Genomic DNA, 21,337 nt, shown 5'->3' on the forward strand with positions numbered 1-21,337 from the left:
GCCAAGAATCGTGGCATGGCCATCTTTCCGCAGACCCAGCCCCGGACCGAGCCGCAGTCCCCGTCGTCCTTCGCCTCCCGCCCGGCCGCCCACCGGCTGCCGTCCCTGCGGCACATCGGCCCCAATTGGTACGCCTCCGTCATGGGGACCGCGATCGTCGCGAGCGCGGGTGTCGCGCTCCCCGCGCACCTGCCGGGTCTGCGCACGCTGTGCACCGTCGTGTGGGCGCTCTCCGCGCTTCTGCTCGTCGCCGTCCTCGCGGCCCGCACCGGGCACTGGATCTTCCACCGCGACCAGGCCCGCGCCCACCTCCTCGATCCGGCCGTCGCCCCGTTCTACGGCTGTCTGTCCATGGCGCTGCTCGCCGTCGGCGGCGGCACCATGGTGGTCGGCAAGGACGTCATCGGGCAGCAGGCCGCGCTCGCGGTCCACACGGTGCTGTTCGTCGCGGGCACGGTGGTCGGGCTCGTCGCCGCCGTCGCCGTCCCGTACCTGATGGTCGTACGCCACCGTCTCGAACCCGGTACGGCCTCACCCGTCTGGCTGCTGCCGTTGGTGGCGCCGATGGTCTCCGCCTCGCTCGGCGCACTGCTGGTGCCCGAACTGCCCGCGGGGCAGTGGCGCGGGGCGCTGCTGATGGCCTGCTACGGGATGTTCGGTATTTCGCTGCTGGCGACGCTGGTCGTGCTGCCGGTCGTCTTCGCCCGGCTGGTGCACCAGGGCCCCCTGCCGCTCGCGCTGACGCCGACGCTGTTCCTGGTGCTGGGGCCGCTGGGCCAGTCGACGACCGCGGTCAATCAGCTGGCCGATGTGGCGCCGGGTGCGGTCGCCGCGCCGTACGCCTCCGCCTTCGGTGCGTTCGCCGTGCTGTACGGAGTACCGGTGATGGGGTTCGCGCTGCTGTGGCTGGCGCTGGCCGTCGCGATGGTGGTCCGGGCGGTGCGGGGCGGCATGACGTTCACGATGACGTGGTGGGGCTTCACCTTCCCGGTCGGTACGTGCGTGACCGGCGTCGCGGGACTGGCCAGGCACACCGGTCTCGATGTCTTCACCTGGCCGGCCGTCGCGCTGTATGTGTTCCTGGTGGCGGCCTGGGCCGTGGCCGGGACGCGCACGCTGCGCGGGCTGGTCAGCGGAGCGCTGCTCGCAGCGCCGAAGCCGCCGCTGCCAGTGACGGCCCGTACCACGTGAGGTGGCGCCCGTCGACGAGTGCGGCGGGCAGCGCGGGGAACGCCTCGGGTCCGTCGTCGGCGGTGAAGCGGTACGGCTCGTCGGGCAGCACGACCAGTTCGGCTCCGGCCGCGTTCAGCTCGGCGAGCGGGATACGGGGATAGCGCTCGGCATGGTCCGCGTAGACATTGCGCACCCCGAGTCGGGCCAGCAGATCACCGGCGAACGTTTCGCGGCCCAGCACCATCCACGGTCTGCGCCAGACGGGCACGATCGCGGGGCGCGGAGTCCCCGGCGACGGGAGCGCCGCCCAGGCGGCCTCGGCCTCGTCCAGCCAGCGGGGCCGGGCGAGGCCGCACCCGGTGACCAGGACGCGTTCCAGTTCGGCGAAGGCCGCGTCGAGGGTGCGGATCTCGGTGACCATGACATCGAGTCCGGCCTCCCGCAGGGCGGCGAGGTCCGGTGCGCGGTTCTCCTCCTCGTTGGCGATGACCAGATCGGGGCGCAGCGCGACGACGGCCGCCACGTCGGGGTTCTTCGTGCCGCCGATCCGGGCGGCGGTGAGGTCCGGCGGGTGGGTGCACCAGTCGGTGACCCCGGCCAGCAGCCCGGGTGCGGTGACGGCGACGGCCTCGGTGAGCGAGGGGACCAGGGAGACGACACGCACGGGCGGGCCTTTCGGTGACGTACGGCAGCTGCGGAGGCGGCGCGGGCTCGCGGCCCTCCGCGCCGGGCTCTCAGCGGCCGGGGCTGTCTGTGTCAGCGGCCCGAGGCGGCCTTCGGCAGGCAGCGGTCCTCGGTCGGCAGCCCGAGGCGGTCAGCGGCGGGAGTCGTACGTGGCGTCGATGTTCTCGGCCACCGCGACGAACAGGAGCCGGGTCTCCGGCACGGTGGCGCGCCAGCGGTGCCGTACGCCGCCGGACAGGAAGAGCGTGTCGCCGCGCTCCAGCCGGTACGCCTGCCCCTCGGCCTCCACTTCGGCGGCGCCCTCGACGACGTACATCACCTCGTCGTTCCGGTGCTGGAACTCGCGCCCGAGGTCCTGCTCGCCGGTGAACTCCAGGGCGCTGAGCTGGTGGCGGCCGCGCACCACGCGGCGTACCCCGTCGCCCTCACCCGCCCGTACGACGTCCACCGAGCGTGCCGAGTCGGCGGCGGCGCGCAGCCGCGCGGTCGTGGTCTCCAGCGCTTCGGCGACGCGGTCCAGGGACCGGGGACTGGGGCGGGCGCGCTCGTTCTCGATCTGGCTCAGGAAAGGCACGGACAGTCCGCTGCGCGCGGCGACCGAGGCCAGCGTCAGCCCCAGGGTTCTGCGCCGTCGGCGGACCGCGGCACCCACTCGCGGTGCTTCCTTCTCGTCCATGTCCGGGCTCCCTCCCGCCTGGCCATCCTCCCGGTTGCCAGCACACTACGCACATCGTTTGCCGAGATGGAGCACGGGCGAAGAAGCGGGAAACCTCCCCGGGGCGTTCTTTCGGCCATGCCGAAGGGGACGGCCCCGGTGCGACACCGGGACCGTCCCCCTCGTTGACGAGGCGCCGAGATCAGCTGCCGACGGGCGTCAGCTTCTCCACCACGTCGGGGTTGGCGTCCATCCAGCGACGGGCGGACTCCTTCTCCTTGCCCGCGCCGCCCTTCTGGATCTCCACCTCCAGCGAGGCCAGCTGCTCCTCACTGAGCTTGAAGTCCTTCAGCCAGCCGGTCAGCTCCGGGAAGTCCTTCGCGAAGTCCTTCTTGGCGACCGTGTGGATCTCCTCGCCCTTGCCCCAGGCGCCCCTGGGGTCCTTGAGCTTCTTCAGGTCGTGCTTGCCGTAGGCCCAGTGAGGCGACCACAGGGTCACCACGACCGGCTCCTTCTTCTTGATCGAGCGGTTCAGCTCGGCCAGCATCGAGGACGTGCTGGAGGAGACGACCTTGTACTCGCCCTCCAGGCCGTACTCCTTGAGCACCTTGTCGTTGAGGGTGCCCATCATCCCGGCGCTCGACTCGATGCCGATGATCTTGCCGTTGAACTTCTTGCCCTGGCCCTTGAGGTCATCGAGCGAGTCGATGCCCTTGACGTACGAGGGAACGGTCAGCTCCAGCGACGTCGGCCCGTACCACGAACCGAGGTCGGTGAGGTTGTCCTTGTACTTGTCCCAGTAGACCTTGTGCGTCGTCGGCAGCCAGGAGTCGAACTGGACGTCCATCTGGCCCTGCGCGAGCCCCGTGTAGAGCGGTCCGGGGTCGAGCTGCTTGACGGTCGTCCGGTAGCCGCGGTCCTCCAGCATGTTCTGCCACAGGTACGTGCTCGCGATGGCCTCGTCCCACGGGAAGTAGCCCATGTTGACGGTCTTGCCCGCGTCCTTGCCCTGCTGCTGGGCGCCACCGGCGCCCTTGGGCAGCGGGGCGAGCTTGTCGACGAGGCCGGGGGACTTCTTGAGCCAGGCGCGTACGCCGTCCTGCTCCTTGCCCTGACCGGCGGTCTGGATCTCGTTCTCCAGGCTGGTGAGCTGCTCCTCGGTGAGCTTGAACTTCTTCAGCCACTCGGCGACCGGCGGCGCCTTCTTGGCGAAGCCCTTGTGGGCGACGGTGTGTACGTTCTCGCCCTTGCCCCAGGCGCCCCTGGGGTCCTTGAGCTTCTTCAGGTCGTGCTTGCCGTAGGCCCAGTGCGGCGACCACAGGGTCACCACGACCGGCTCCTTCTTCTTGATGGAGGCGTTCAGCTCGGCCAGCATCGAGGACGTGCTGGAGGAGACGACCTTGTACTCGCCCTCCAGGCCGTACTCCTTGAGCACCTTCTTGTTGAGGGTGCCCATCATCCCGGCACTGGCCTCGATGCCGATGATCTTGCCGTTGAACTTCTTGCCCTGGCCCTTGAGGTCATCGAGCGAGTCGATGCCCTTGACGTACGAGGGAACGGTCAGCTCCAGCGACGTCGGCCCGTACCACGAACCGAGGTCGTCGATCTTGGAGCTGTACTTGTCCCAGTAGTCCTTGTGGGTGGTCGGCAGCCAGGAGTCCGTCTGGAAGTCGATGTCCCCGCGGGCGACGCCGGAGTAGAGCGGACCGGCGTCGAGCTGCTTGATGTCGGTTGTGTAGCCGCGCTGCTCCAGGAGCTCCTTCCAGAGGAAGGTGGAGGCGATGCCCTCGTCCCAGGGGATGTAGCCCAGGTTGATCTTCTGGCCCTTGCCGACGTCCGCGCTGTCGCCCGCCTCGGCGTTCTTGCCGTCGTCCGAGCCGGCGATGTTGAGCCCGCCGGCGATCAGGGCGAGGACGACCACACCGATCATCGCGACCGCGGTGCCCGGCTTGTAGTGGGTGACCTTGAGGCCCCGCGCACCGGACGCGATCTTGGCCGCCGCGCGGCGGCCGAGCGGGGAGACCCGCTCGTTGAGCGCCCCGGTCATCCGGTCCAGGTACATGGCGAGGATGACGACGGCGATACCGCTCTCGGCGGCGAGACCGACCTGGAGCTGGGTGATCGCGGCGTACACCTTCTCGCCGAGACCGCCCGCGCCCGCCATGCCGCCGATGACCACCATCGACAGGGCGAGCATGATGACCTGGTTGATACCGGCCATGATCGTCGGCAGGGCGAGGGGCAGCTGGACCCGGGTCAGGGTGTCGCGGGGTGTGGTGCCGAACGCCTCGGCCGCCTCGACCAGCTCGCTGTCCACCTGGCGGATGCCGAGTTCGGTCATCCGGACGCCGGGGGGCATCGCGAACACGATGGTGGCGATGACACCGGGGGTGACGCCGACGCCGAAGAACATGACGCCGGGGATCAGGTAGACGAAGGCCGGCATCGTCTGCATGACGTCGAGCACCGGCCTGAGCGCGGCACTGACCTTGTTGTTCCGCGCGGCCCAGATGCCCGTGGGCACCGCGATCACGATGGTGATGACGGCTGCCACGACGACCAGCGAGAGCGTGGCCATGGCCTCGTCCCACAGGGCGAGGGAGTCGATCAGGGCGAAGCCCGCGAAGGTGAGAACGGCCGGAACCGCACCGCGCAGCCAGAACGCGATGACGGCGAAGATCGCGGCCATCAGCAGCGGCTCACCGCCGCCGAGGACGGCGTTGACGCCGTCGTACATCCCGCCGAGCACGGCTTTGATGGCGTCGAAGATCCAGGTGAGGTTCGACTGGAGCCAGTCGACCGCGTCCTCGACCCATTCACCGAAGGTGAACCTAGGCACCGGCGGTCACCTTCCTCACGTCGGACCGGGACGGGCCCACGGGCTCGACCCGCGGTTCCTCGCCGAGTGCGGCGAGCAGACGTGCGCGCGGCACGACACCGATCACCTGACCCCGGTCACCGGTGACGGCAACGGCCGCACCACTGGTGGAACAGGGCGTGAAGAGCTCGGCGATCGGCGTCTCGGCGGACACGGTCGCGGGCGCCCCGGCGATCAGGTCCTTGTCCGAGCGGCCCTTCTCGGGCTGCTCCATGATCGAACCGGCGGTGAGCACCCTGGAGCGGTCGACGTCCTGGATGAACGAGGCGACGTAGTCGTTGGCCGGACGGACCAGGATGTCCTCGGCGGTGCCCTGCTGGACTATCCGCCCGTCGCGCATCACGGCGATCCGGTCGCCGAGGCGCATGGCCTCGTTGAGGTCGTGGGTGATGAAGACGATGGTCTTCTTGAGCCGCTTCTGGAGTTCGAGCAGCTGATCCTGCATGTCGCGGCGGATCAGCGGGTCCAGCGCACTGAAGGACTCGTCCATCAGCAGCAGGTCGGCGTCGGTGGCCAGCGCACGGGCCAGGCCCACGCGCTGCTGCATTCCGCCGGAAAGTTCGTCGGGCCAGGACTTCTCCCAGCCGGCCAGGCCGGTCAGCTCCAGCGCCTGGGCGGCGCGCTGCTCACGCTCGGCGCGCGGCACACCCTGCACTTCGAGGCCGTAGGCGGCGTTCTCCAGGACGCTCCGGTGGGGGAAGAGCGCAAAGTGCTGGAACACCATGCTGATCTTGGAGGAGCGGACGTGGCGCAGTTCACGGGGGCTCAGGGCGGTCAGGTCCTGGCCGTCGAACAGCACGCGTCCGGCCGTGGCGTCGAGCAGTCCGTTGAGCATCCGCAGCAAGGTGGACTTGCCGGAACCCGAGAGACCCATCACGACGAAGATCTGGCCGGGTTCGACCGTGAACGAGGCATCGATCACCGCTGCGGTCGTTCCGTCGGCGCGCAGCTCGTCGCGGCCGGTGCCGTTTTCGAGTTTCTGCACGGCTTGATCGGGTCGTCTGCCGAACACTTTGTACAAGTGGTCGGCTTGCAGCCTTGACACATACACCTCACGCGTTGAACCGAAAACGGTCTGCCACCCCCTCCGGCAGACCGTGGAGCGGTGCGGATTCGGTCCGCACTGCACGCGCATTGGTTGAAAATGCGACGTGGTCCGCTCCGATGGCGCGCCTGCCCGCACTTACGCACACCAAACACAAGAGTGATTCAGCTCACCTCTGAGCCGGTGTCAGTGGGGTGCGGCATCATCGGGGGTGTGACGCGACGCCTGATGCTCCTCGACACCGCTTCCCTCTACTACCGCGCCTATTTCGGCGTTCCGGATTCGGTGCGCGCACCGGACGGCACCCCGGTCAACGCCGTGCGCGGGCTCCTCGACTTCATCACCCGGCTGGTGCACGACCACCGGCCGGACGACCTGGTCGCCTGCTGGGACGCCGACTGGCGGCCGCACTGGCGGGTCGAGCTGATCCCCACGTACAAGGCGCACCGGGTGGCGGTGGAGACGGCGGAGTGGCTGGCCGACGAGGAGGACACCCCTGACACGCTGTCCCCGCAGGTGCCGATCATCGAGGACGTGCTGGACGCGCTCGGGATCGCCCGGGTGGGAGTCGCGCCGTACGAGGCGGACGATGTGATCGGCACGCTCACCGGCCTGGCGACCGGCCCCGTCGACATCGTGACGGGCGACCGCGACCTCTACCAGCTGGTCGACGACGCCCGGCAGGTGCGGGTGCTGTACCCGCTCAAGGGTGTCGGGATGCTCCAGATGACGGATGAGGCCTGGCTGCGCGAGAAGTACGGCGTGGACGGTTCCGGTTACGTGGATCTGGCTCTGCTGCGCGGCGACCCCAGCGACGGCCTGCCCGGTGTTCCCGGCATCGGCGAGAAGACGGCGGCCAAGCTGCTGGACACGTTCGGCGATCTGGCCGGGATCATGGCCGCCGTGGACGACCCCGCCGCGAAGCTCACTCCTTCGCAGCGCAAGCGGCTGGACGAGGCGCGCGATTACGTCGCCGTCGCGCCGAAGGTGGTCCGGGTCGCCGGTGACGTCCCGCTGCCCGACTTCGATCCGGCCCTGCCCGACGAGCCGCGTGACCCGGCAGCCCTTGAGGCGCTCTCGGACCAGTGGGGTCTGGGCGGCGCTCTGCAGCGGCTGCTCTCCACACTTCGGGCATGAGGTGCTAGCTTAGGTAAACCTAACTTCTCCGGCCCGGTGGTAGCCGGGCCCCCGTACGTCCAGATCAGGGAGAACTTCGTGGCAGAGCGGCAGGCACCCAAGGCCCAGGGTGCGCAGGTCCTGCGTACCGAGCAGATCACCCCGCACATGGTGCGGGTGATCCTCGGCGGTGACGGACTGGCCGGCTTCGCGCTCTCCGGGTTCACCGATCACTACGTCAAGCTGTGCTTCGCACCCGAGGGCGCCGACTACGCGCACCCGTTCGACATGGAAGCGATCCGCGAGGCGTATCCCCGTGAGCTGTGGCCCACCACCCGCACCTACACGGTGCGCTCCTGGGACCCGGTGACCCGCGAGCTGGCCATCGACTTCGTGGTGCACGGCGACGAGGGCCTCGCCGGACCGTGGGCGGCCCGTGCGCGGCCGGGCGAGCAGGTGACGTTCCTGGGACCCGGCGGCGGGTACGGGCCGCGGGCCACGGCGGGCTGGCACCTGCTGGCCGGTGACGAGAGCGCGCTGCCCGCGATCGCCGCGGCGCTGGAGCAGATGCCCGCGGGCGCCCCGGTGCACGCGTTCATCGAGGTGCCGGACGCCTCGGAGGAGCAGAAGATCGTGACGCCCGACGGGGTGGCGGTGACCTGGCTGCACCGCGGCGACCGTCCGGTCGGGGAGGCCCTGACCGCGGCGGTGAAGGCGCTGGACTTCCCCGAGGGCGAGGTACAGGCGTTCGTGCACGGCGAGGCGGGCTTCGTGAAGGAGATCCGCCGCTATCTGCGACTGGACCGGAAGATCCCGCTCCAGCAGCTGTCGATCTCCGGCTACTGGCGCCTCGGGAAGAACGACGACGCCTGGCGCGCGGTCAAGCGCGAGTGGAACGAGCAGGTGGAGCGCGAGCAGGAGAGCGCCGCGTAACGCACGGTCGCGGTCACGCGCACTGCCCCGGTCGGGGACGGCCCCGGTCGCACGCCGCCCCCCGGCAGTGGCGGCGTGACCCGAGGACGGCGTGTGCCCCCTGACAGCTCGTACATGGACCCCGGTCGCCGTTTCCCGCGGTGACCGGGGTCTTCGCCCGTCAGGCGCGCGGGCTCACCTCTGCGCCGCCGCGTCCCGCCCGCGCACGCCGTTCCGCTTCTCCCCCGCACCGTCCGGCGCCGTGTCCATGCCGTCCGGCGCCACGTCAGAAACCTCCGGCGCCCCGCCGGTGGCCTCCGGCGCTACGCCGAGAGTGCCCGGCGTCGCTTCGTCGGCAACGCCTGCCCCGTCCGCGTCCTCCGCCGAAGCATCAGCGCCCCCGCCCTCCGCCGGCCCCTCCGCCGCACCGTCAGCACCCGCTCCCGCCGCGCCCTCCGCCCCCGTCTCCTCGTAGAGGCGGGCGGACGCGTCGACATGGGCCAGCCGTCGCAGCGCCCCGAACATCGCCTCACCGAGCACGGTGCCCACGACCACGCTCTCCACCAGGTCCTCGCGCGCCACGCGCCGCGCCACATAGTCGAGGTCGGCGCGGGCGACCGGCTCGGCCGCGTCCGCGTACACGTCCAGCAGCTCGGTGAATCCGCCGTGCCCGGCCCGCCGCAGCGCGACCAGCACCCCGGCCAGCGACTCCCCGGCCGTGCTCTCCTCCTCCACGTGCCAGCCCCGCCGCTCCAGCAGTTCGGCGACCTCGTCGCGGGCGTCCTCCAGCTCGGGCCCCGCCTCCTCGCCGTCCGTCGGCGTGACGCCCTCCGCCGCCGCGCCCAGCACCTTGTGCACCGGCTGCTCGGGGTCGTCGACAGCCTCCAGCACATCACCGATGGCGGACAGCGAGAGTCCCCCGACATCCAGCAGCGCCCGGATCAGCCGCAGTCTGCGCTCGTGCCCGGCGTCGTAACTCGCCTGGTTCGGGCTGGTCAGCTGCCCGGCGGGCAGCAGCCCCTCGCGTACGTAGTACTTGATCGTCGGCACCGGGACCCCGGACCTGCGACTCAACTCACCGATGCGCACCGCGTGTCCGCCCTTTCGTACTTGCCAAATCCCGCCCTCATCATAGATAGTCCCTCTATCGGATAGCGGGGAGTCCTACTATCCATAATCGTTTGCTCTCCTGGGGGTTACCTATGTCGACGTGGCGTTTATGGCACCGGCCGCTGGTCCTGTTCTCCGCCGCGATGGCCGTGATGGCGGTCGTCTCCGCGGTGGGTCTCGTGGCCGACGACCGGATGCTGGCGGGCGCGCCGATCTGGGCCAAGCCGTTCAAGTTCGCCGTGTCGTTCGTGCCGTACTGCATGGCGCTGGCCTGGATGCTGACGCTGCTCACGCACGGCCGTCGCACAGGACGGTGGGCCGGCAACGTGGTCGTACTGGCCAGCCTGGGCGAGATGGCGATCATCACCGGGCAGGTCATCCGCGGGAAGCGCAGCCACTTCAATCACGAGACGCCGTTCGATACGAGGCTCTACGACGTGATGGCCTACACCGTCATCACCCTGTGGGCGGCCACGCTGGTGATCGCCATACTGCTGCTCCGCGCCCGCATCGCCGACCGCGCCTCCGCCTGGGCGATCCGCTCGGGAGTGCTGCTCGCCCTGGTGGGCGCGGGGTTCGGCTTCCTGATGTCGCAGCCGAGCGCGGGGCAGCGCGCGGCAGGTGACCTGGACACCGCCGACGTGGTCGGCGCGCACAGCGTCGGCGTACCGGACGGCGGCCCCTCCATGCCGATCACCGGCTGGTCGACGACCGGGGGCGATCTGCGCATTCCGCACTTCGTCGGCATGCACGCACTCCAGCTGATCCCCCTCTTCCTGCTCCTCCTGCTCCTGCTCGCGCCCCGGGCCGCCCGGCTGCGGGACCCGCGTGTGCGCTTCCGGCTCGTGGTCGTCGCCTCCGGCACGTACGCGGCGGTCGTGGCCCTGGTCACCTGGCAGGCGCTCCGCGGTCAGCCGCTGGTTCACCCGGACGGGTCGACCCTCGCGGCCGCGGGCATGATCCTGGCCGCCACCGCGATCGGCGCCTGGGCGGCGCTGCGGCCGGCACCCGCACGGCGGAACTCCGATTCCTACGACAAGGAGCTCGTGGCATGACCGGTGCACTCTTCGAGATCACGTTCTATCTGACGGCCCCCTTCTGGCTGCTCATGATCTTCGCGCCCAACTGGGCCACCACCGCGCGGATCGTCGCCTCACCACTGACCGTCCTGCCGGTGCTGGCGGTCTATCTCGTGCTGGCCGTACCGGTCTTCCCCGAGCTCTGGACGGCGGTGAGCAACCCCGACATCGATGCGTTCCGTGACCTGGCGGCCCTCGCGAACGGGGCGGGAGCGCTGTGGGCGCAGGTGATCGCCTGGGATCTGCTGCTGGGTCAGTGGATGTTCCTCGAAGCGCGGAAGCTCGGGGTGTCGCCCCTGGTGATGGGCCCGCTGCTGGTGCTGACGATCCTGCTGTCGCCGTTCGGACTGCTGATCTTCCTCACCCTTCGCGCGGTGCGGAAGGCGAAGAGCGCCGACGTGGCGACGCCCCGGCCCGGCGACGGGGTTCCCGGCCGGGTCGGGGACACGGCGGTGAGCTGACGGCCGACGCCCGGCGGCGCGGTCCCGGCGCGACTCCCGCACGATCCGGGGCCGTCCCGGCGGCGCGGCCCCGGCGCGACTCGCGCACGATCCCGGGGCGGCCCCGGGGAGATCCGGCGGCGTGGAAGGATCGCGCGAGCTGACCAATCCGCGCCGCCATCGGCTCCGAATGACTCCTGGAACCGATGAGCGTCCTGGGAGGACCCGCGTGAAGGAAGCCGTACAGATCAGCGGAGTGCCCGTGCCGGGCCCCGATCTCCAGGAGCTTCTGGTCCTGGTCGCCCGGGGTGACCAGGACGCCTTCGCCTCGGTGTACGACGCCGTGTGCGGGCCGGTGCTCGGGGTGGTGCGCAGCGTGCTCCGCGATCCCGCCCAGTCCGAGGAGGTCGCGCAGGAGGTATGGGTCGAGGTGTGGCGGACCGCGCCCCGCTTCCAGCCGTCCCGCGGATCGGCCGTGAACTGGGTGCTGACCCTCGCCCACCACCGCGCGGTCGACCGGGTCCGCTCGGCGGAGGCCTCGGCTGCGCGGGAGCACCGGGCCGCGCTGCTGGAGCGGACGCCCGCGTTCGACGAGGTCTCCGAACAGGTCGAGACCCGGCTGGAGAGGGAACAGGTACGGCGCTGTCTGCGCAACCTGTCCGAACTGCAGCGCCAGTCGGTGACCCTGGCGTATTACCGGGGCCTGACCTATCGCGAGGTCTCGGAGCTCCTCGCCGTACCCCTGGGCACCATCAAGACTCGACTGCGTGACGGCCTGATCCGGCTGCGCGACTGCCTGGGGGTGAGCACATGAGCACGGCCGAACTGCACACGCTGACCGGGGCCTACGCCCTGCACGCGCTGCCCGATTCCGAGCGCCACGAGTTCGAACGCCATCTGGACGACTGCGAGGCCTGCGCCCAGGAGGTACGGGAGCTGTCGGCCACCGCCGCCCGGCTCGGTCTCGCGGTGTCGGTGCAGCCACCCCATGAGCTGCGCGCCCGTGTACTGCGGGAGATCACGGCCGTACGACAGGAGTCGCCCGCCCACGCCCGCGGCAGCTCCGCCCGCGACGAGCGATCCGGCCGCACCGGCCGCTGGTCGGCGTACGCGCTCGCCGCCTGTGTCGCGGCTGCCGCCGCGTTCGGCGGCATCGCGGTGTGGCAGAACCAGGTGGCGCAGGACGCCCGGCACGAGGCCGACCACGCCCAGCGGCAGAGCGAACAGCTGGCCCAGGTGCTCTCCGCGCCGGACGCGAGGACCAGTTCGGGCGAGCTGGCCGGGGGCGCCCGGGGCACTGTCGTCGTCTCGCAGAGCCGGGACCGCGCGGTGTTCCTGGCCTCGGGCATGGCCCGGCCGCCGGGCGGCAAGGTGTACCAGCTCTGGTTCAACGACAGCGGAACGATGCGCTCCGCCGGCCTGATGAACCCGTCCGCGACCGATGGGGCGGTACTGCTCGACGGGCCGGTCGACGGGGCGTCCGGCATGGGCATCACCGTCGAACCGGCGGGCGGGTCCGAGCGGCCCACATCGGATCCGGTGGCCCTGATGGACTTCCCCGCCTGACCGGGACCGGCGTCACCGCCCGACGGGGCGGCGACGCCGGTACGCGTGACGCCGGTACGCGTGCCCCCTCCGCACGCTCACGCGGACCACCGGGGCACCGCCACCACCGCCTTCGCCGTCACGCCAGTTTCAGTTCCCGCGCGGTGGCCATGGGAAGAATCCGCTGGTCCGGGCCGTGTAGTCGGCGTAACCGGGCCGTTGTGCCATGTGCCGCTCCAGCAGCGCCTTCCCGCTTCCCTTGATCAACAGGAAGCTCATCACCACCGGCGCCACGAGCGTCGCCCCCGCCACCGCGGGCTGTTCGCACACCAGCAGGAACAGCCCCCACCAGACGCAGAAGTCACCGAAGTAGTTCGGGTGACGGGTCCACGACCAGAGCCCCCGGTCCATGATCCGGCCCCGGTTGGCGGGGTCGGAGGTGAAGCGGGCCAGTTGGCGGTCCCCGACGGCCTCGAAGACGAGACCCACCGCCCACAGCGCCGTCCCGGCCCAGGTCCACCAGGTCGGCGGCCCCGTCAGGTACTGCGCGGCCTGCACCGGCAGCGAGATCAGCCAGACCAGAGCGCCCTGGAGGAGGTAGACCTTCCGCAGGGCGTACAGCTCCCGACGGCCGGGGGCCTTGGCCAGCATCGCCTCGTAGCGCGGGTCCTCGCCCCGGCCCCGGCCGCGCCGGCCGATGTGCGCGGCGAGCCGCAGGCCCCAGACAACGGTGAGCACCGTCACCAGCAGCCGCCGCCCGTCGTCGCCCTCGCCCGCCGACAGGACGTACGAGACGAGTGCCACCGCCGCGAAGGCGATCCCCCACGCGACATCCACGACGCGGTGCACGCCCTTCCCGAGCGCGATCAGGAAGGTGACCAGCATGACGGCGAGGGCGGCGGCCGCCGAGGCCGCGAGGCCACCGGCGAACGCCGCCCAGGGGAACCCGCTCACCGCTCCGGCTCCGTCGTGCCCCGGGACATCCGCCGGACCGCGGCCCGGCGCCCAGGCGGCGGCCCGGAGTGCGGCCGGGCGGCGCCGCGCGGGGCGGTCCTGCCGGGAGTTTCGGTGGAGGTGGTCACACGGTCTCCTCGCGGGTCAGAAGCAGTTGCTGCACATTGAGATAGCCGGAGCGGAAGCCCGCCTCCGAATAGGCGAGGTAGAACGTCCACATCCGGCGGAAGGTCGCGTCGAAGCCGAGGGCGTCGATCTCGTCGGTCCGTTCGGTGAACCGTTCCCGCCACAGGCGCAGGGTCTCGGCGTAGTGCGTGCCGAAGGGGGTGCGCTGCCGTATCCGCAGGCAGGTGTGGTCGGCGGTGACCCGTTCCACGGCCTGGGTGGAGGGCAGCAGGCCGCCGGGGAAGATGTACTTCTGGATCCAGGTGTACGTGGTGCGGCTGGCGCGCATCCGGTCGTCCGGCATGGTGATGGCCTGGAGGGCGATACGCCCGCCAGGGGCCAGGAGCCGTTCCAGGGTGGTGAAGTAGACCGGCCAGTACTCCTCGCCGACCGCCTCGATCATCTCGACGCTGACGATCGCGTCGTACTCCCCGGTGATCTCGCGGTAGTCGCACAGCCGGACCTCGACCAGGTCCTCGAACCCGGCCTCACGGATGCGGGCCTCGGCCAGTTCGCGCTGTTCGGCGGAGAGCGTGACGGTGACGACACGGGCGCCTCGGCCGGCGGCCCTGATGGCGAGTTCGCCCCAGCCGGTGCCGATCTCCAGCAGAACGCTGCCGGGGCCGGCACCGGCCAGGTCCAGCAGACGGTCGATCTTGCGGTGCTGGGCGGCGGGCAGCAGCGAACGCTCCGCGGGGAAGCCGCGGAAGTACGCGGCGGAGTACGTCAGGGTCTCGTCGAGGAAGAGGGAGAAGAGGTCGTTCGACAGGTCGTAGTGGTGGCTGATGTTGTCGCGGGCGTGCTCGGGCGTGTTGGTGTGTCCGGCGGGCCGGCGCGCCGCCCACAGTCCGCGCAGCCGTTGCAGGGGGCGGGGGACCAGTTCGGCCGCGTTTGCGGCGAGCACGGTCAGCACGCCGACCAGGTCGGGCGAGTCCCACTCGCCCGCCATGTAGGACTCGCCGAAGCCGATGAGGCCGTGCGCACCGATCCTGCGGAAGAACCGCTCCGGTTCACGGATGTCCATGAGCGGACCGCCCAGGCCCAGGCTCTCGCCGTCGGCGAGCCGGGCCCGCAGCGGCAGCCGGGCCAGCGCGCTCCGGACGATCCGTTCAGCGAGGGCGGTCCGTGCCCGGGAGGTCCGGGGCGGCGTGACGATGTCGGGCCAGCGCTCCGGGTCGGGAGCGGGGGTGCGGTGCGCGGACAGCGCGGGTGTGGGCGCGTTCACTGCATGCCTTCCTGTGTGCGGTGGGAGGGGCGGGGCCGCACGGGCAGCCCCCGCAGATACAGCCGGATTCCGTGCAGCCGGATCGCGGCGGAGACGAGAACGGTGGACCAGGGGTGACGCAGGGACAGCCGGAGCAGCTCGGCGGGAGTGGCTTCGCGCCGGGTGCCGCGTACGGTCGCGGTGAACGGGCTTGTTCCGTCCCGCTCCAGACGGATGGTCAGGCCAAGGGCGGGGCCGGGCTCCGGCAACCGCATCCGATAGCTGCCGTCGACGGGGAAGAACGGCGATACGTAGAACTCCTTGGGGGTCTCCGCCCGGTCAGCCGCGTCCGGGCGGAGCAGATACCCGTGCCGCTCGCCGTAGGTGTTGTGCACTTCGGCGACGACGCAGAGCGGGGTCCCGTCCCGGCGCCGGCACCAGTAGACGGTCAGCGGGTTGAACACATGGCCAAGGACGCGGGCCTGGGTGAGCATCGTGACGGTGCCGTCGGCCAGGTCCACGCCGTGGCCGCGCAGGAAGCGTTCGAGGCCGGCGCGGATGGTGGGCGCGGTGCCGCCGAAGTGGTCGCGGGCCTCGAAACGGGCCAGCGGGCGCAGGACGCGCGGCAGCCGGGGCGGCCGATCGGGGTCGATGAACCACAGATGGGTGCGGTGGCGGAACGCGTACCGGCCGGGGATGGTCCGCACATGCGTGATCGTGCACGGGTAGAGGGCGCTCACCACGCCACCCCCAGCGCCGCGGCCGCCGCGGCCCCCGAACGGCAGCCGTCCTCGTGGAACCCCCAGCCGTGGTACGCCCCGGCGTAGGCGGTGACGGGTCCGGACAGTGCGGGAAGCCGGGCCTGGGCGGCCACCGATTCCGGGGTGTAGACGGGATGTTCGTAGACCATGCGGGCCCGGACCCGGTCCGGATCGACGCGGTCGGCGCCGTTGAGTGTGACGACGAAGGTGTCGGGGGCGTCCAGCCGCTGGAGCCGGTTCATGTCGTAGCTGACGGTGACCCGGTCGCTGTCGGCGGTGCAGGAGGGCATCAGGTAGTTCCATGAGGCCCGCGCGCCGCGGTTGCGGGGCAGGAGCGTCGTGTCGGTGTGGAGCAGGGTGGGGTTGCGGGAGTAGCGGAACGCGCCGAGGGTGCGGCGCTCCTCCTCCGTCGGGTCGGCCAGCAGCCGCAGCGCCTGGTCCGGGTGGGTGGCGATGACGACGGCGGCGTACGTGTGGGTGGTGCCGTCCTCGGTGAGGAGTTCCACGCCGTCGGCGTGGCGGCGCAGGGACCGCACCGGTGTGGAGGTGTGCACGGCGTTGAGCTGCTTGGCGACGCGGTCGACGTAGGTGCGCGAGCCGCCGGTGACCGTGCGCCAGACCGGGGAGCCGCCGACCGTGAGCATCCCGTGGTGGTCCAGGAACCTGAACAGGTAGCGGGCCGGGTAGCGCAGTGCGGTCGCCGGGTCGCAGGACCAGACGGCCGAGACCATCGGGGTCAGGAAGTGGGAGTGGAAGTACGGCGAGAAGCGGGCGCGTGCGGTGAATTCGCCCAGCGTCATCTCGGGGGCCGCGGTGTCCGGCCGCGCGAGGAGGGCGCGGGCGGCCCGGTGGAAGCGCGGCACCTCGGTGAGCATCCGCAGATAGCGGCCGCGCAGCGCGGCGCCCGGCTGGGCGAACAGCCCGGCGGGGCCGCGGGCGCCCGCGTAGGCGAGGCCGCACCCCTCGCACCGTACGGACATGCTCATCTCGGACTCCTGTGTGGGGACGCCGAGTTCGTCGAAGAGGCGCAGCAGGTGCGGGTAGGTGCGCCGGTTGTGGACGATGAAGCCCGAGTCGACGCGGTGCGTCCGTCCGTCCGACCCGGTCAGGTCGTGGGTGTGCGCGTGTCCGCCGACGCGTTCATCCGCCTCGTACAGCGTCACGTCGTGGGCCTTGTGGAGGATGTGCGCCGCGGTCAGTCCCGCCACTCCGGCGCCCACCACGGCCATCCGCCGCCGCTCCCGTGCCATTGCCTGCTCCTCGGGTCCTTCTTCGCCGACCGGGGCGCTGCTGCGAAGCCCCTTTCCGTTGATTCGTCGCCGTGGACGGGGCGGATTGGTCGGTCTTCGACTCTGACCCGATCGGGTGAACAACCAATCCACGGACCGTTCCGTGCCGAATACATGGCGTGAGGAAAGTTCAGAACGATTCGCGGACGCACGGCACCTCCGGGTCCCGCAGGTCCCGCTGGGCGCGTGCAGTCTTCGCCGCGCTCGGCGGTCTGATCGCCGGGTTCTGCGCCCTGTGCGTGGCCGAGCTGGTCGCTGCCGCCGTACGTCCCGAGGCGGGGCCGGTCACAGCGGTGGGCGGGGCGGTCATCGACCGCACTCCCCCGGCGCTGAAGGACTTCGCCGTACGGAATTTCGGCACCAACGACAAGCTGGTGCTCCAGCTGGGAATCCTCGTGCTGCTGGCGGTCTTCGCCATGGCGGTGGGGGTGCTCGCGCTGCGGCACCGGCTGCTCGGTTCGGCGGCCGTTCTGGTCTTCGGTGTGGTCGGGGCGGTGGCGGCGACCACCCGGCCGGAGGGCGGGCCCGGCGACGCGCTGCCTTCGGTGGTGGGAGCCGTGGTGGCCGCGGGAGTGCTGTATCTCCTGATCGGGCGGCTCATCCGGGTTCCCGGCCCGTCTCCCGCGGCTGGGGAGACGGGCCGGGGGACGCCGGGCTCCTTCGACCGCCGCGGTTTCGTGATCGCGGCGACCGCGGCCGCGGCGGCCTCGGCAGGTGCGGGCCTGGTGGGACGGAGACTCACCGCGTCCGTACAGGCCGGGGCCTCCGCCTCACGCGCGGAGATCGTCCTCCCGGTGCCGGATTCGGCGGCGCCCGCCGTCCCGCGCGGCGCCGATCTGGGCATCCGGGGTGTGAGCTCGTTCATCACCTCGAACAAGAGCTTCTACCGGGTGGACACCGCTCTGGTGGTGCCCCAGGTCGATGCCGACCGGTGGCGGCTGCGCATCCATGGCAAGGGCGTCGCCCGTCCCCTCACCGTCACCTTCCGCGACCTGCTGGCGCGGGAGATCATCGAGCGCGACATCACCCTGACCTGTGTGTCCAACGAGGTCGGCGGGCCCTACGTCGGCAACGCCCGCTGGATCGGCGTGCGACTGGCCGACCTGCTGCGCGAGGCCGGAGTGAAGCCCCCGTCGCGGGGCGGACCCGCCGACCAGATCGTGTCGCGCTCGGTGGACGGCATGACGATCGGCACACCGGTCGAGGACGTCATGGACGGGCGGGACGCGCTCCTCGCGCTCGGTATGAACGGCGAGCCGCTGCCCTTCGCGCACGGTTTCCCGGTCCGGATGCTCGTGCCGGGGCTGTACGGCTATGTGTCGGCCTGCAAATGGATCCAGGACATCGAGCTGACGACGTTCGACGACTACGACGCCTACTGGGTCAAGCGCAGTTGGTCGCGCCGGGGTCCTATCAAGACCGAGTCGCGCATCGACACCCCGCGCCCCTTCGCGTCCCCCAAGGCGGGCACGGTGCCCGTCGCCGGTGTCGCCTGGGCCCAGCACCGGGGCATCGACCGGGTGGAGGTCCGGGTGGACGGCGGCGAGTGGCACCGTGCCCGCCTCGGCACGGAGGACAGCCGGGACACCTGGCGTCAGTGGGTGTGGGAATGGCCGGCCACGTCCGGCAACCACACCCTTGAGGTCCGTGCGACGGACCGCACCGGCGCCACCCAGACCGGCAAACGGGTCGGCACCGTCCCCAACGGCGCGACCGGCTGGCATTCGGTGGTGGTCAAGGTGCCCTGACCTCTCGTCACCCATCGCCTATCGCCCATGACCAGCGTATTGATCACCACCCCATCCAGGAGAACACCATGAACACCCTGCACTTCCGTCGCATCGCCGTCGCCGTGTCCGCCGCAGCCGTTCTGCCGCTGGCCCTGACGGCCTGTTCCTCCGACGACTCCAAGGACGCCGCAGCCGGTTCCACACCGAGCGCGGCGTCGTCGGCCGCCTCGGACGGCGACTCGATGAACATGGACGAGCCGTTCGGCCCGGCGTGCGCATCGGTGCCGAAGGACGGCGCGGGCTCGTTCTCCGGCATGGCGAAGGACCCGGTCGCCACGGCCGCGTCGAACAACCCGGACCTCTCCACCCTGGTCACCGCCGTCAAGCAGGCGGGTCTGGTCGACACCCTGAACAACGCGCAGAACATCACGGTGTTCGCGCCGACCAACGAGGCCTTCGCCAAGATCCCGAAGGCCGACCTGGACAAGCTGCTGGCGAACAAGGCCGAGCTGACCAAGGTGCTCACGTATCACGTGGTGGGCGAGAAGCTGACGCCGAAGCAGCTGGAGAACGGGTCCTTCGACACCTTGGAGAAGAGCAAGCTGACGACGTCCGGTTCGGGGATGGTCTACACGGTGAACGACTCCTCGAAGGTCGTCTGCGGCAATGTGCCGACCGCCAATGCCACGGTCTACATCATCGACACGGTCCTGATGCCGCCGAAGTAGTCCCGAAGCGGTTCGTGCGAGCCGTGACGGCCCCCGATGCGTGCGGGGCGTGCCGCCCGCCCTACCCTGGCCCGATGAACCCGCTGGATCAGGTATCCCGCACGGCCCGGGTGTCGGGAGCCGTCGTCGGCTCGGCGGCCGGTGACGCGCTGGGGGCGCCGTTCGAGTTCGGCGCCGCCGGAGCGTTCACGGCCCGCTTCCCGGACGGCGTCGGCACGATGTGCGGGGGCGGCGGCTGGGATCCGGGCGAGGCGACGGACGACACGCAGATGGCGGTTCTCGTCGGGGAGTCCCTGCTGGAGCGCGGCGCCCTGGACCTGCCGGAGATGTTCGGCCGGTTCCGGCGGTGGGCGGCGGGCGATCCGAAGGACATCGGTCTGCAGACCGAGGACGTCCTGACGAGCGGTGATCCCTGGGACCTGGCCGCCGCGCTGCACTTCCAGGTCAACGGACGGGCCGCGGGCAACGGTTGCCTGATGCGGGCCACCACCTCGGCGGTGTACTTCGCGGGGGCGGGCCGAGCGGCGACCATGGACGCGGCCCGCCGGATCGCGGCGCTGACGCATGGTGACCGGGCGGCCTGGGAAGGCACCGCCCTCTTCCACGAACTGGTCCGGGTGGCGCTGGCCGGCGGCGACCCGCTCGCCGCCGTACCCGACGTCCTGGAGCACGTACACGAGGATCACCGTGCGCGGTGGGCCGCCAACCTGGCGCCCGGCTGGCACCCGGACAGGGCGACCGAGTTCAACGGTGCGGTGTGGCCGTGCCTGGGCACCGCGCTGTGGGCGCTGCGCACGACGGACTGCTTCGAGAACGCGCTGGTGGCGGCCGTCGACGTGGGCGGAGACACCGACACGGTCGCGGCGGTGACGGGCGGCCTCGCGGGCGCGGTGTACGGGGCCGCTGCGATCCCGGAACGCTGGACGGAGCCCCTGCACGTCCCCCTGCCCGGGTACGGGGACCGGGTACTGAGGACCGACGATCTGGTGTCGCTGGCGGAACAACTGGACGGCGGGACGGCAGGACGGCGGAACCGTTGGACGGCGGGACGACCCGGAAGACCGTGCCATGCCGGGTCCGACGGCCCGTGACCGTACATCCGCCGACCGCACAGTGAGATAAATCTACGCATAAGGGAGAGATAAGAGCAGAATGGTATCTGCAGGCACTTTCCGCACACTCCCCACAGCGGTCGGGCCTGTTGGACCGAAGGAGACGAAAACTCATGAGCAACGTCTCACACACCCGGCGTGACCTGGCCGGTCACCCGGATGTCCCCGAAATGCGCGAGCGGTACGACCGTATGCTCGGTGGCCGCGACGTGGCGCTGGTGGACGGACCGGCGTTCCTCGTCGGTCTGTACTGCGCCGTCTCGCCGTGGGTGCTCCACTTCACCGCGAGCCAGCCCGCGCTCGTGACGCACAACCTCGTGATGGGTATCGCCATCGCCGTGCTGGCACTGGGATTCTCCGTCATGCCTGAGCGCATGTACGGCCTGAGCTGGGCCATGTGCGCCATGGGTGCCTGGATCATCGTGTCGACCTGGGTCGTGGGCAGCAGCCCGGACACCGGGGTCATCATCAACAACGTCGTCGTCGGTGGGCTGACCGTCCTGCTGGGACTGATCTGCGCGGGAACGGCGGCGAGGAGCCGCAGGAAGATCTGACCGAGCCGCACCACGGGCGGGGGACCGTCGTGGCCGCGGGCTCTCGGACGAGGGCTGCGGCCACCACCCCTGCCCGCACCACGGGCCGCGTGTCCGGCGCCACCGGCCCGGTCCGCCCACCGGCCCGGTCCGCCCACCGGCCCGGTCCGCCCACCGGCCCGGTCCGCCCACCGGCCCGGTCCGCCCACCGGCCCATGGTTGAC

At 71.1% G+C, this 21,337-nt stretch carries 19 protein-coding genes and 1 pseudogene; 11 read left to right on the forward strand and 9 right to left on the reverse strand.

Going from position 1 to position 21,337, the window contains the following annotated elements; genetic code table 11:
• Positions 1-15 precede the first annotated feature (15 nt).
• A complete protein-coding gene (locus OG251_RS07325; RefSeq protein WP_326676388.1) occupies positions 16-1,191 on the forward strand; it encodes a TDT family transporter in 1,176 nt (391 codons plus the stop codon).
• On the opposite strand, the gene OG251_RS07330 is transcribed toward OG251_RS07325, so the two are convergent.
• From OG251_RS07330 to OG251_RS07345, 4 genes are all read right to left on the reverse strand, one after another.
• Positions 1,130-1,837, reverse strand: coding sequence for a helical backbone metal receptor (locus OG251_RS07330; RefSeq protein ID WP_326676389.1), 708 nt, complete (start codon positions 1,835-1,837; stop codon positions 1,130-1,132). The genes OG251_RS07325 and OG251_RS07330 overlap by 62 nt on opposite strands.
• A 150-nt stretch (positions 1,838-1,987) precedes the next feature.
• Positions 1,988-2,533 (reverse strand): helix-turn-helix domain-containing protein, encoded by a 546-nt coding sequence (locus OG251_RS07335; protein WP_073729260.1) that lies wholly within the window; start codon positions 2,531-2,533, stop codon positions 1,988-1,990.
• A 181-nt stretch (positions 2,534-2,714) separates the two neighbouring features.
• Positions 2,715-5,351: an ABC transporter permease/substrate binding protein gene (locus OG251_RS07340; protein WP_326676390.1), complete on the reverse strand. Its 2,637-nt coding sequence runs from the start codon at positions 5,349-5,351 to the stop codon at positions 2,715-2,717.
• On the reverse strand, positions 5,344-6,435 hold the full coding sequence (locus tag OG251_RS07345) for a quaternary amine ABC transporter ATP-binding protein (RefSeq protein ID WP_326676391.1): 1,092 nt from the start codon (positions 6,433-6,435) through the stop codon (positions 5,344-5,346). The genes OG251_RS07340 and OG251_RS07345 overlap by 8 nt, the downstream gene beginning before the upstream one ends.
• A 228-nt stretch (positions 6,436-6,663) precedes the next feature.
• On the opposite strand from OG251_RS07345, the gene OG251_RS07350 reads away from it, so the two are divergent.
• Both OG251_RS07350 and OG251_RS07355 read left to right on the forward strand, forming a co-directional pair.
• A complete protein-coding gene (locus tag OG251_RS07350) occupies positions 6,664-7,572 on the forward strand; it encodes a 5'-3' exonuclease (RefSeq protein ID WP_326681179.1) in 909 nt (302 codons plus the stop codon).
• Positions 7,573-7,650: 78 nt separating this feature from the next.
• On the forward strand, positions 7,651-8,484 hold the full coding sequence (locus tag OG251_RS07355) for a siderophore-interacting protein (protein WP_326676392.1): 834 nt from the start codon (positions 7,651-7,653) through the stop codon (positions 8,482-8,484).
• Positions 8,485-8,853: 369 nt separating this feature from the next.
• Here the strand turns inward: OG251_RS07355 and OG251_RS07360 are convergent.
• Positions 8,854-9,552, reverse strand: a pseudogene (locus OG251_RS07360) (MerR family transcriptional regulator); the annotation flags it as partial.
• A 113-nt stretch (positions 9,553-9,665) separates the two neighbouring features.
• Here OG251_RS07360 and OG251_RS07365 point away from each other — a divergent pair.
• The 4 genes from OG251_RS07365 to OG251_RS07380 all read left to right on the forward strand — a co-directional run bounded on the left by OG251_RS07365 (position 9,666) and on the right by OG251_RS07380 (position 12,658).
• Entirely contained in the window at positions 9,666-10,628 is a 963-nt protein-coding gene (locus OG251_RS07365) for a hypothetical protein (protein ID WP_326676393.1), read from the forward strand.
• Positions 10,625-11,113: an ABA4-like family protein gene (locus OG251_RS07370; RefSeq protein WP_326676394.1), complete on the forward strand. Its 489-nt coding sequence runs from the start codon at positions 10,625-10,627 to the stop codon at positions 11,111-11,113. The genes OG251_RS07365 and OG251_RS07370 overlap by 4 nt, the downstream gene beginning before the upstream one ends.
• 208 nt (positions 11,114-11,321) lie before the next feature.
• Positions 11,322-11,906, forward strand: coding sequence for a sigma-70 family RNA polymerase sigma factor (locus OG251_RS07375; RefSeq protein ID WP_326676395.1), 585 nt, complete (start codon positions 11,322-11,324; stop codon positions 11,904-11,906).
• Entirely contained in the window at positions 11,903-12,658 is a 756-nt protein-coding gene (locus tag OG251_RS07380) for an anti-sigma factor (protein WP_326676396.1), read from the forward strand. The genes OG251_RS07375 and OG251_RS07380 overlap by 4 nt, the downstream gene beginning before the upstream one ends.
• Positions 12,659-12,787: 129 nt before the next feature.
• On the opposite strand, the gene OG251_RS07385 is transcribed toward OG251_RS07380, so the two are convergent.
• The 4 genes from OG251_RS07385 to OG251_RS07400 all read right to left on the reverse strand — a co-directional run bounded on the left by OG251_RS07385 (position 12,788) and on the right by OG251_RS07400 (position 16,971).
• The gene (locus OG251_RS07385) at positions 12,788-13,591 is read right to left on the reverse strand and encodes a DUF1295 domain-containing protein (RefSeq protein ID WP_326676397.1); all 804 of its coding nucleotides are present in this window, start codon (positions 13,589-13,591) and stop codon (positions 12,788-12,790) included.
• A gap of 124 nt (positions 13,592-13,715) precedes the next feature.
• Positions 13,716-14,981 carry a cyclopropane-fatty-acyl-phospholipid synthase family protein gene (locus OG251_RS07390; protein WP_326676398.1) on the reverse strand — a complete coding sequence of 422 codons (1,266 nt, stop codon included), beginning with the start codon at positions 14,979-14,981 and terminating at the stop codon, positions 13,716-13,718.
• Positions 14,978-15,703 (reverse strand): DUF1365 domain-containing protein, encoded by a 726-nt coding sequence (locus OG251_RS07395; protein WP_442818312.1) that lies wholly within the window; start codon positions 15,701-15,703, stop codon positions 14,978-14,980. Before OG251_RS07395 ends, OG251_RS07390 begins: the two co-directional genes overlap by 4 nt.
• A complete protein-coding gene (locus OG251_RS07400; RefSeq protein ID WP_326676400.1) occupies positions 15,697-16,971 on the reverse strand; it encodes an NAD(P)/FAD-dependent oxidoreductase in 1,275 nt (424 codons plus the stop codon). The genes OG251_RS07395 and OG251_RS07400 overlap by 7 nt, the downstream gene beginning before the upstream one ends.
• Before the next feature lie 251 nt (positions 16,972-17,222).
• Between OG251_RS07400 and OG251_RS07405 the strand changes: the two genes are divergently transcribed.
• The 4 genes from OG251_RS07405 to OG251_RS07420 all read left to right on the forward strand — a co-directional run bounded on the left by OG251_RS07405 (position 17,223) and on the right by OG251_RS07420 (position 21,134).
• Positions 17,223-18,758: a molybdopterin-dependent oxidoreductase gene (locus OG251_RS07405; RefSeq protein ID WP_326681180.1), complete on the forward strand. Its 1,536-nt coding sequence runs from the start codon at positions 17,223-17,225 to the stop codon at positions 18,756-18,758.
• Between the two features lie 68 nt (positions 18,759-18,826).
• Entirely contained in the window at positions 18,827-19,468 is a 642-nt protein-coding gene (locus OG251_RS07410; RefSeq protein ID WP_326676401.1) for a fasciclin domain-containing protein, read from the forward strand.
• A gap of 74 nt (positions 19,469-19,542) precedes the next feature.
• Positions 19,543-20,559, forward strand: a complete 1,017-nt coding sequence (locus OG251_RS07415; RefSeq protein ID WP_326676402.1) for an ADP-ribosylglycohydrolase family protein — start codon at positions 19,543-19,545, stop codon at positions 20,557-20,559.
• Between the two features lie 134 nt (positions 20,560-20,693).
• Positions 20,694-21,134: an SPW repeat protein gene (locus OG251_RS07420; protein ID WP_326676403.1), complete on the forward strand. Its 441-nt coding sequence runs from the start codon at positions 20,694-20,696 to the stop codon at positions 21,132-21,134.
• Positions 21,135-21,337: the final 203 nt, after the last annotated feature.

Origin of the sequence: Streptomyces sp. NBC_01237, from assembly GCF_035917275.1 — a bacterium.
Lineage (GTDB): Bacteria > Actinomycetota > Actinomycetes > Streptomycetales > Streptomycetaceae > Streptomyces.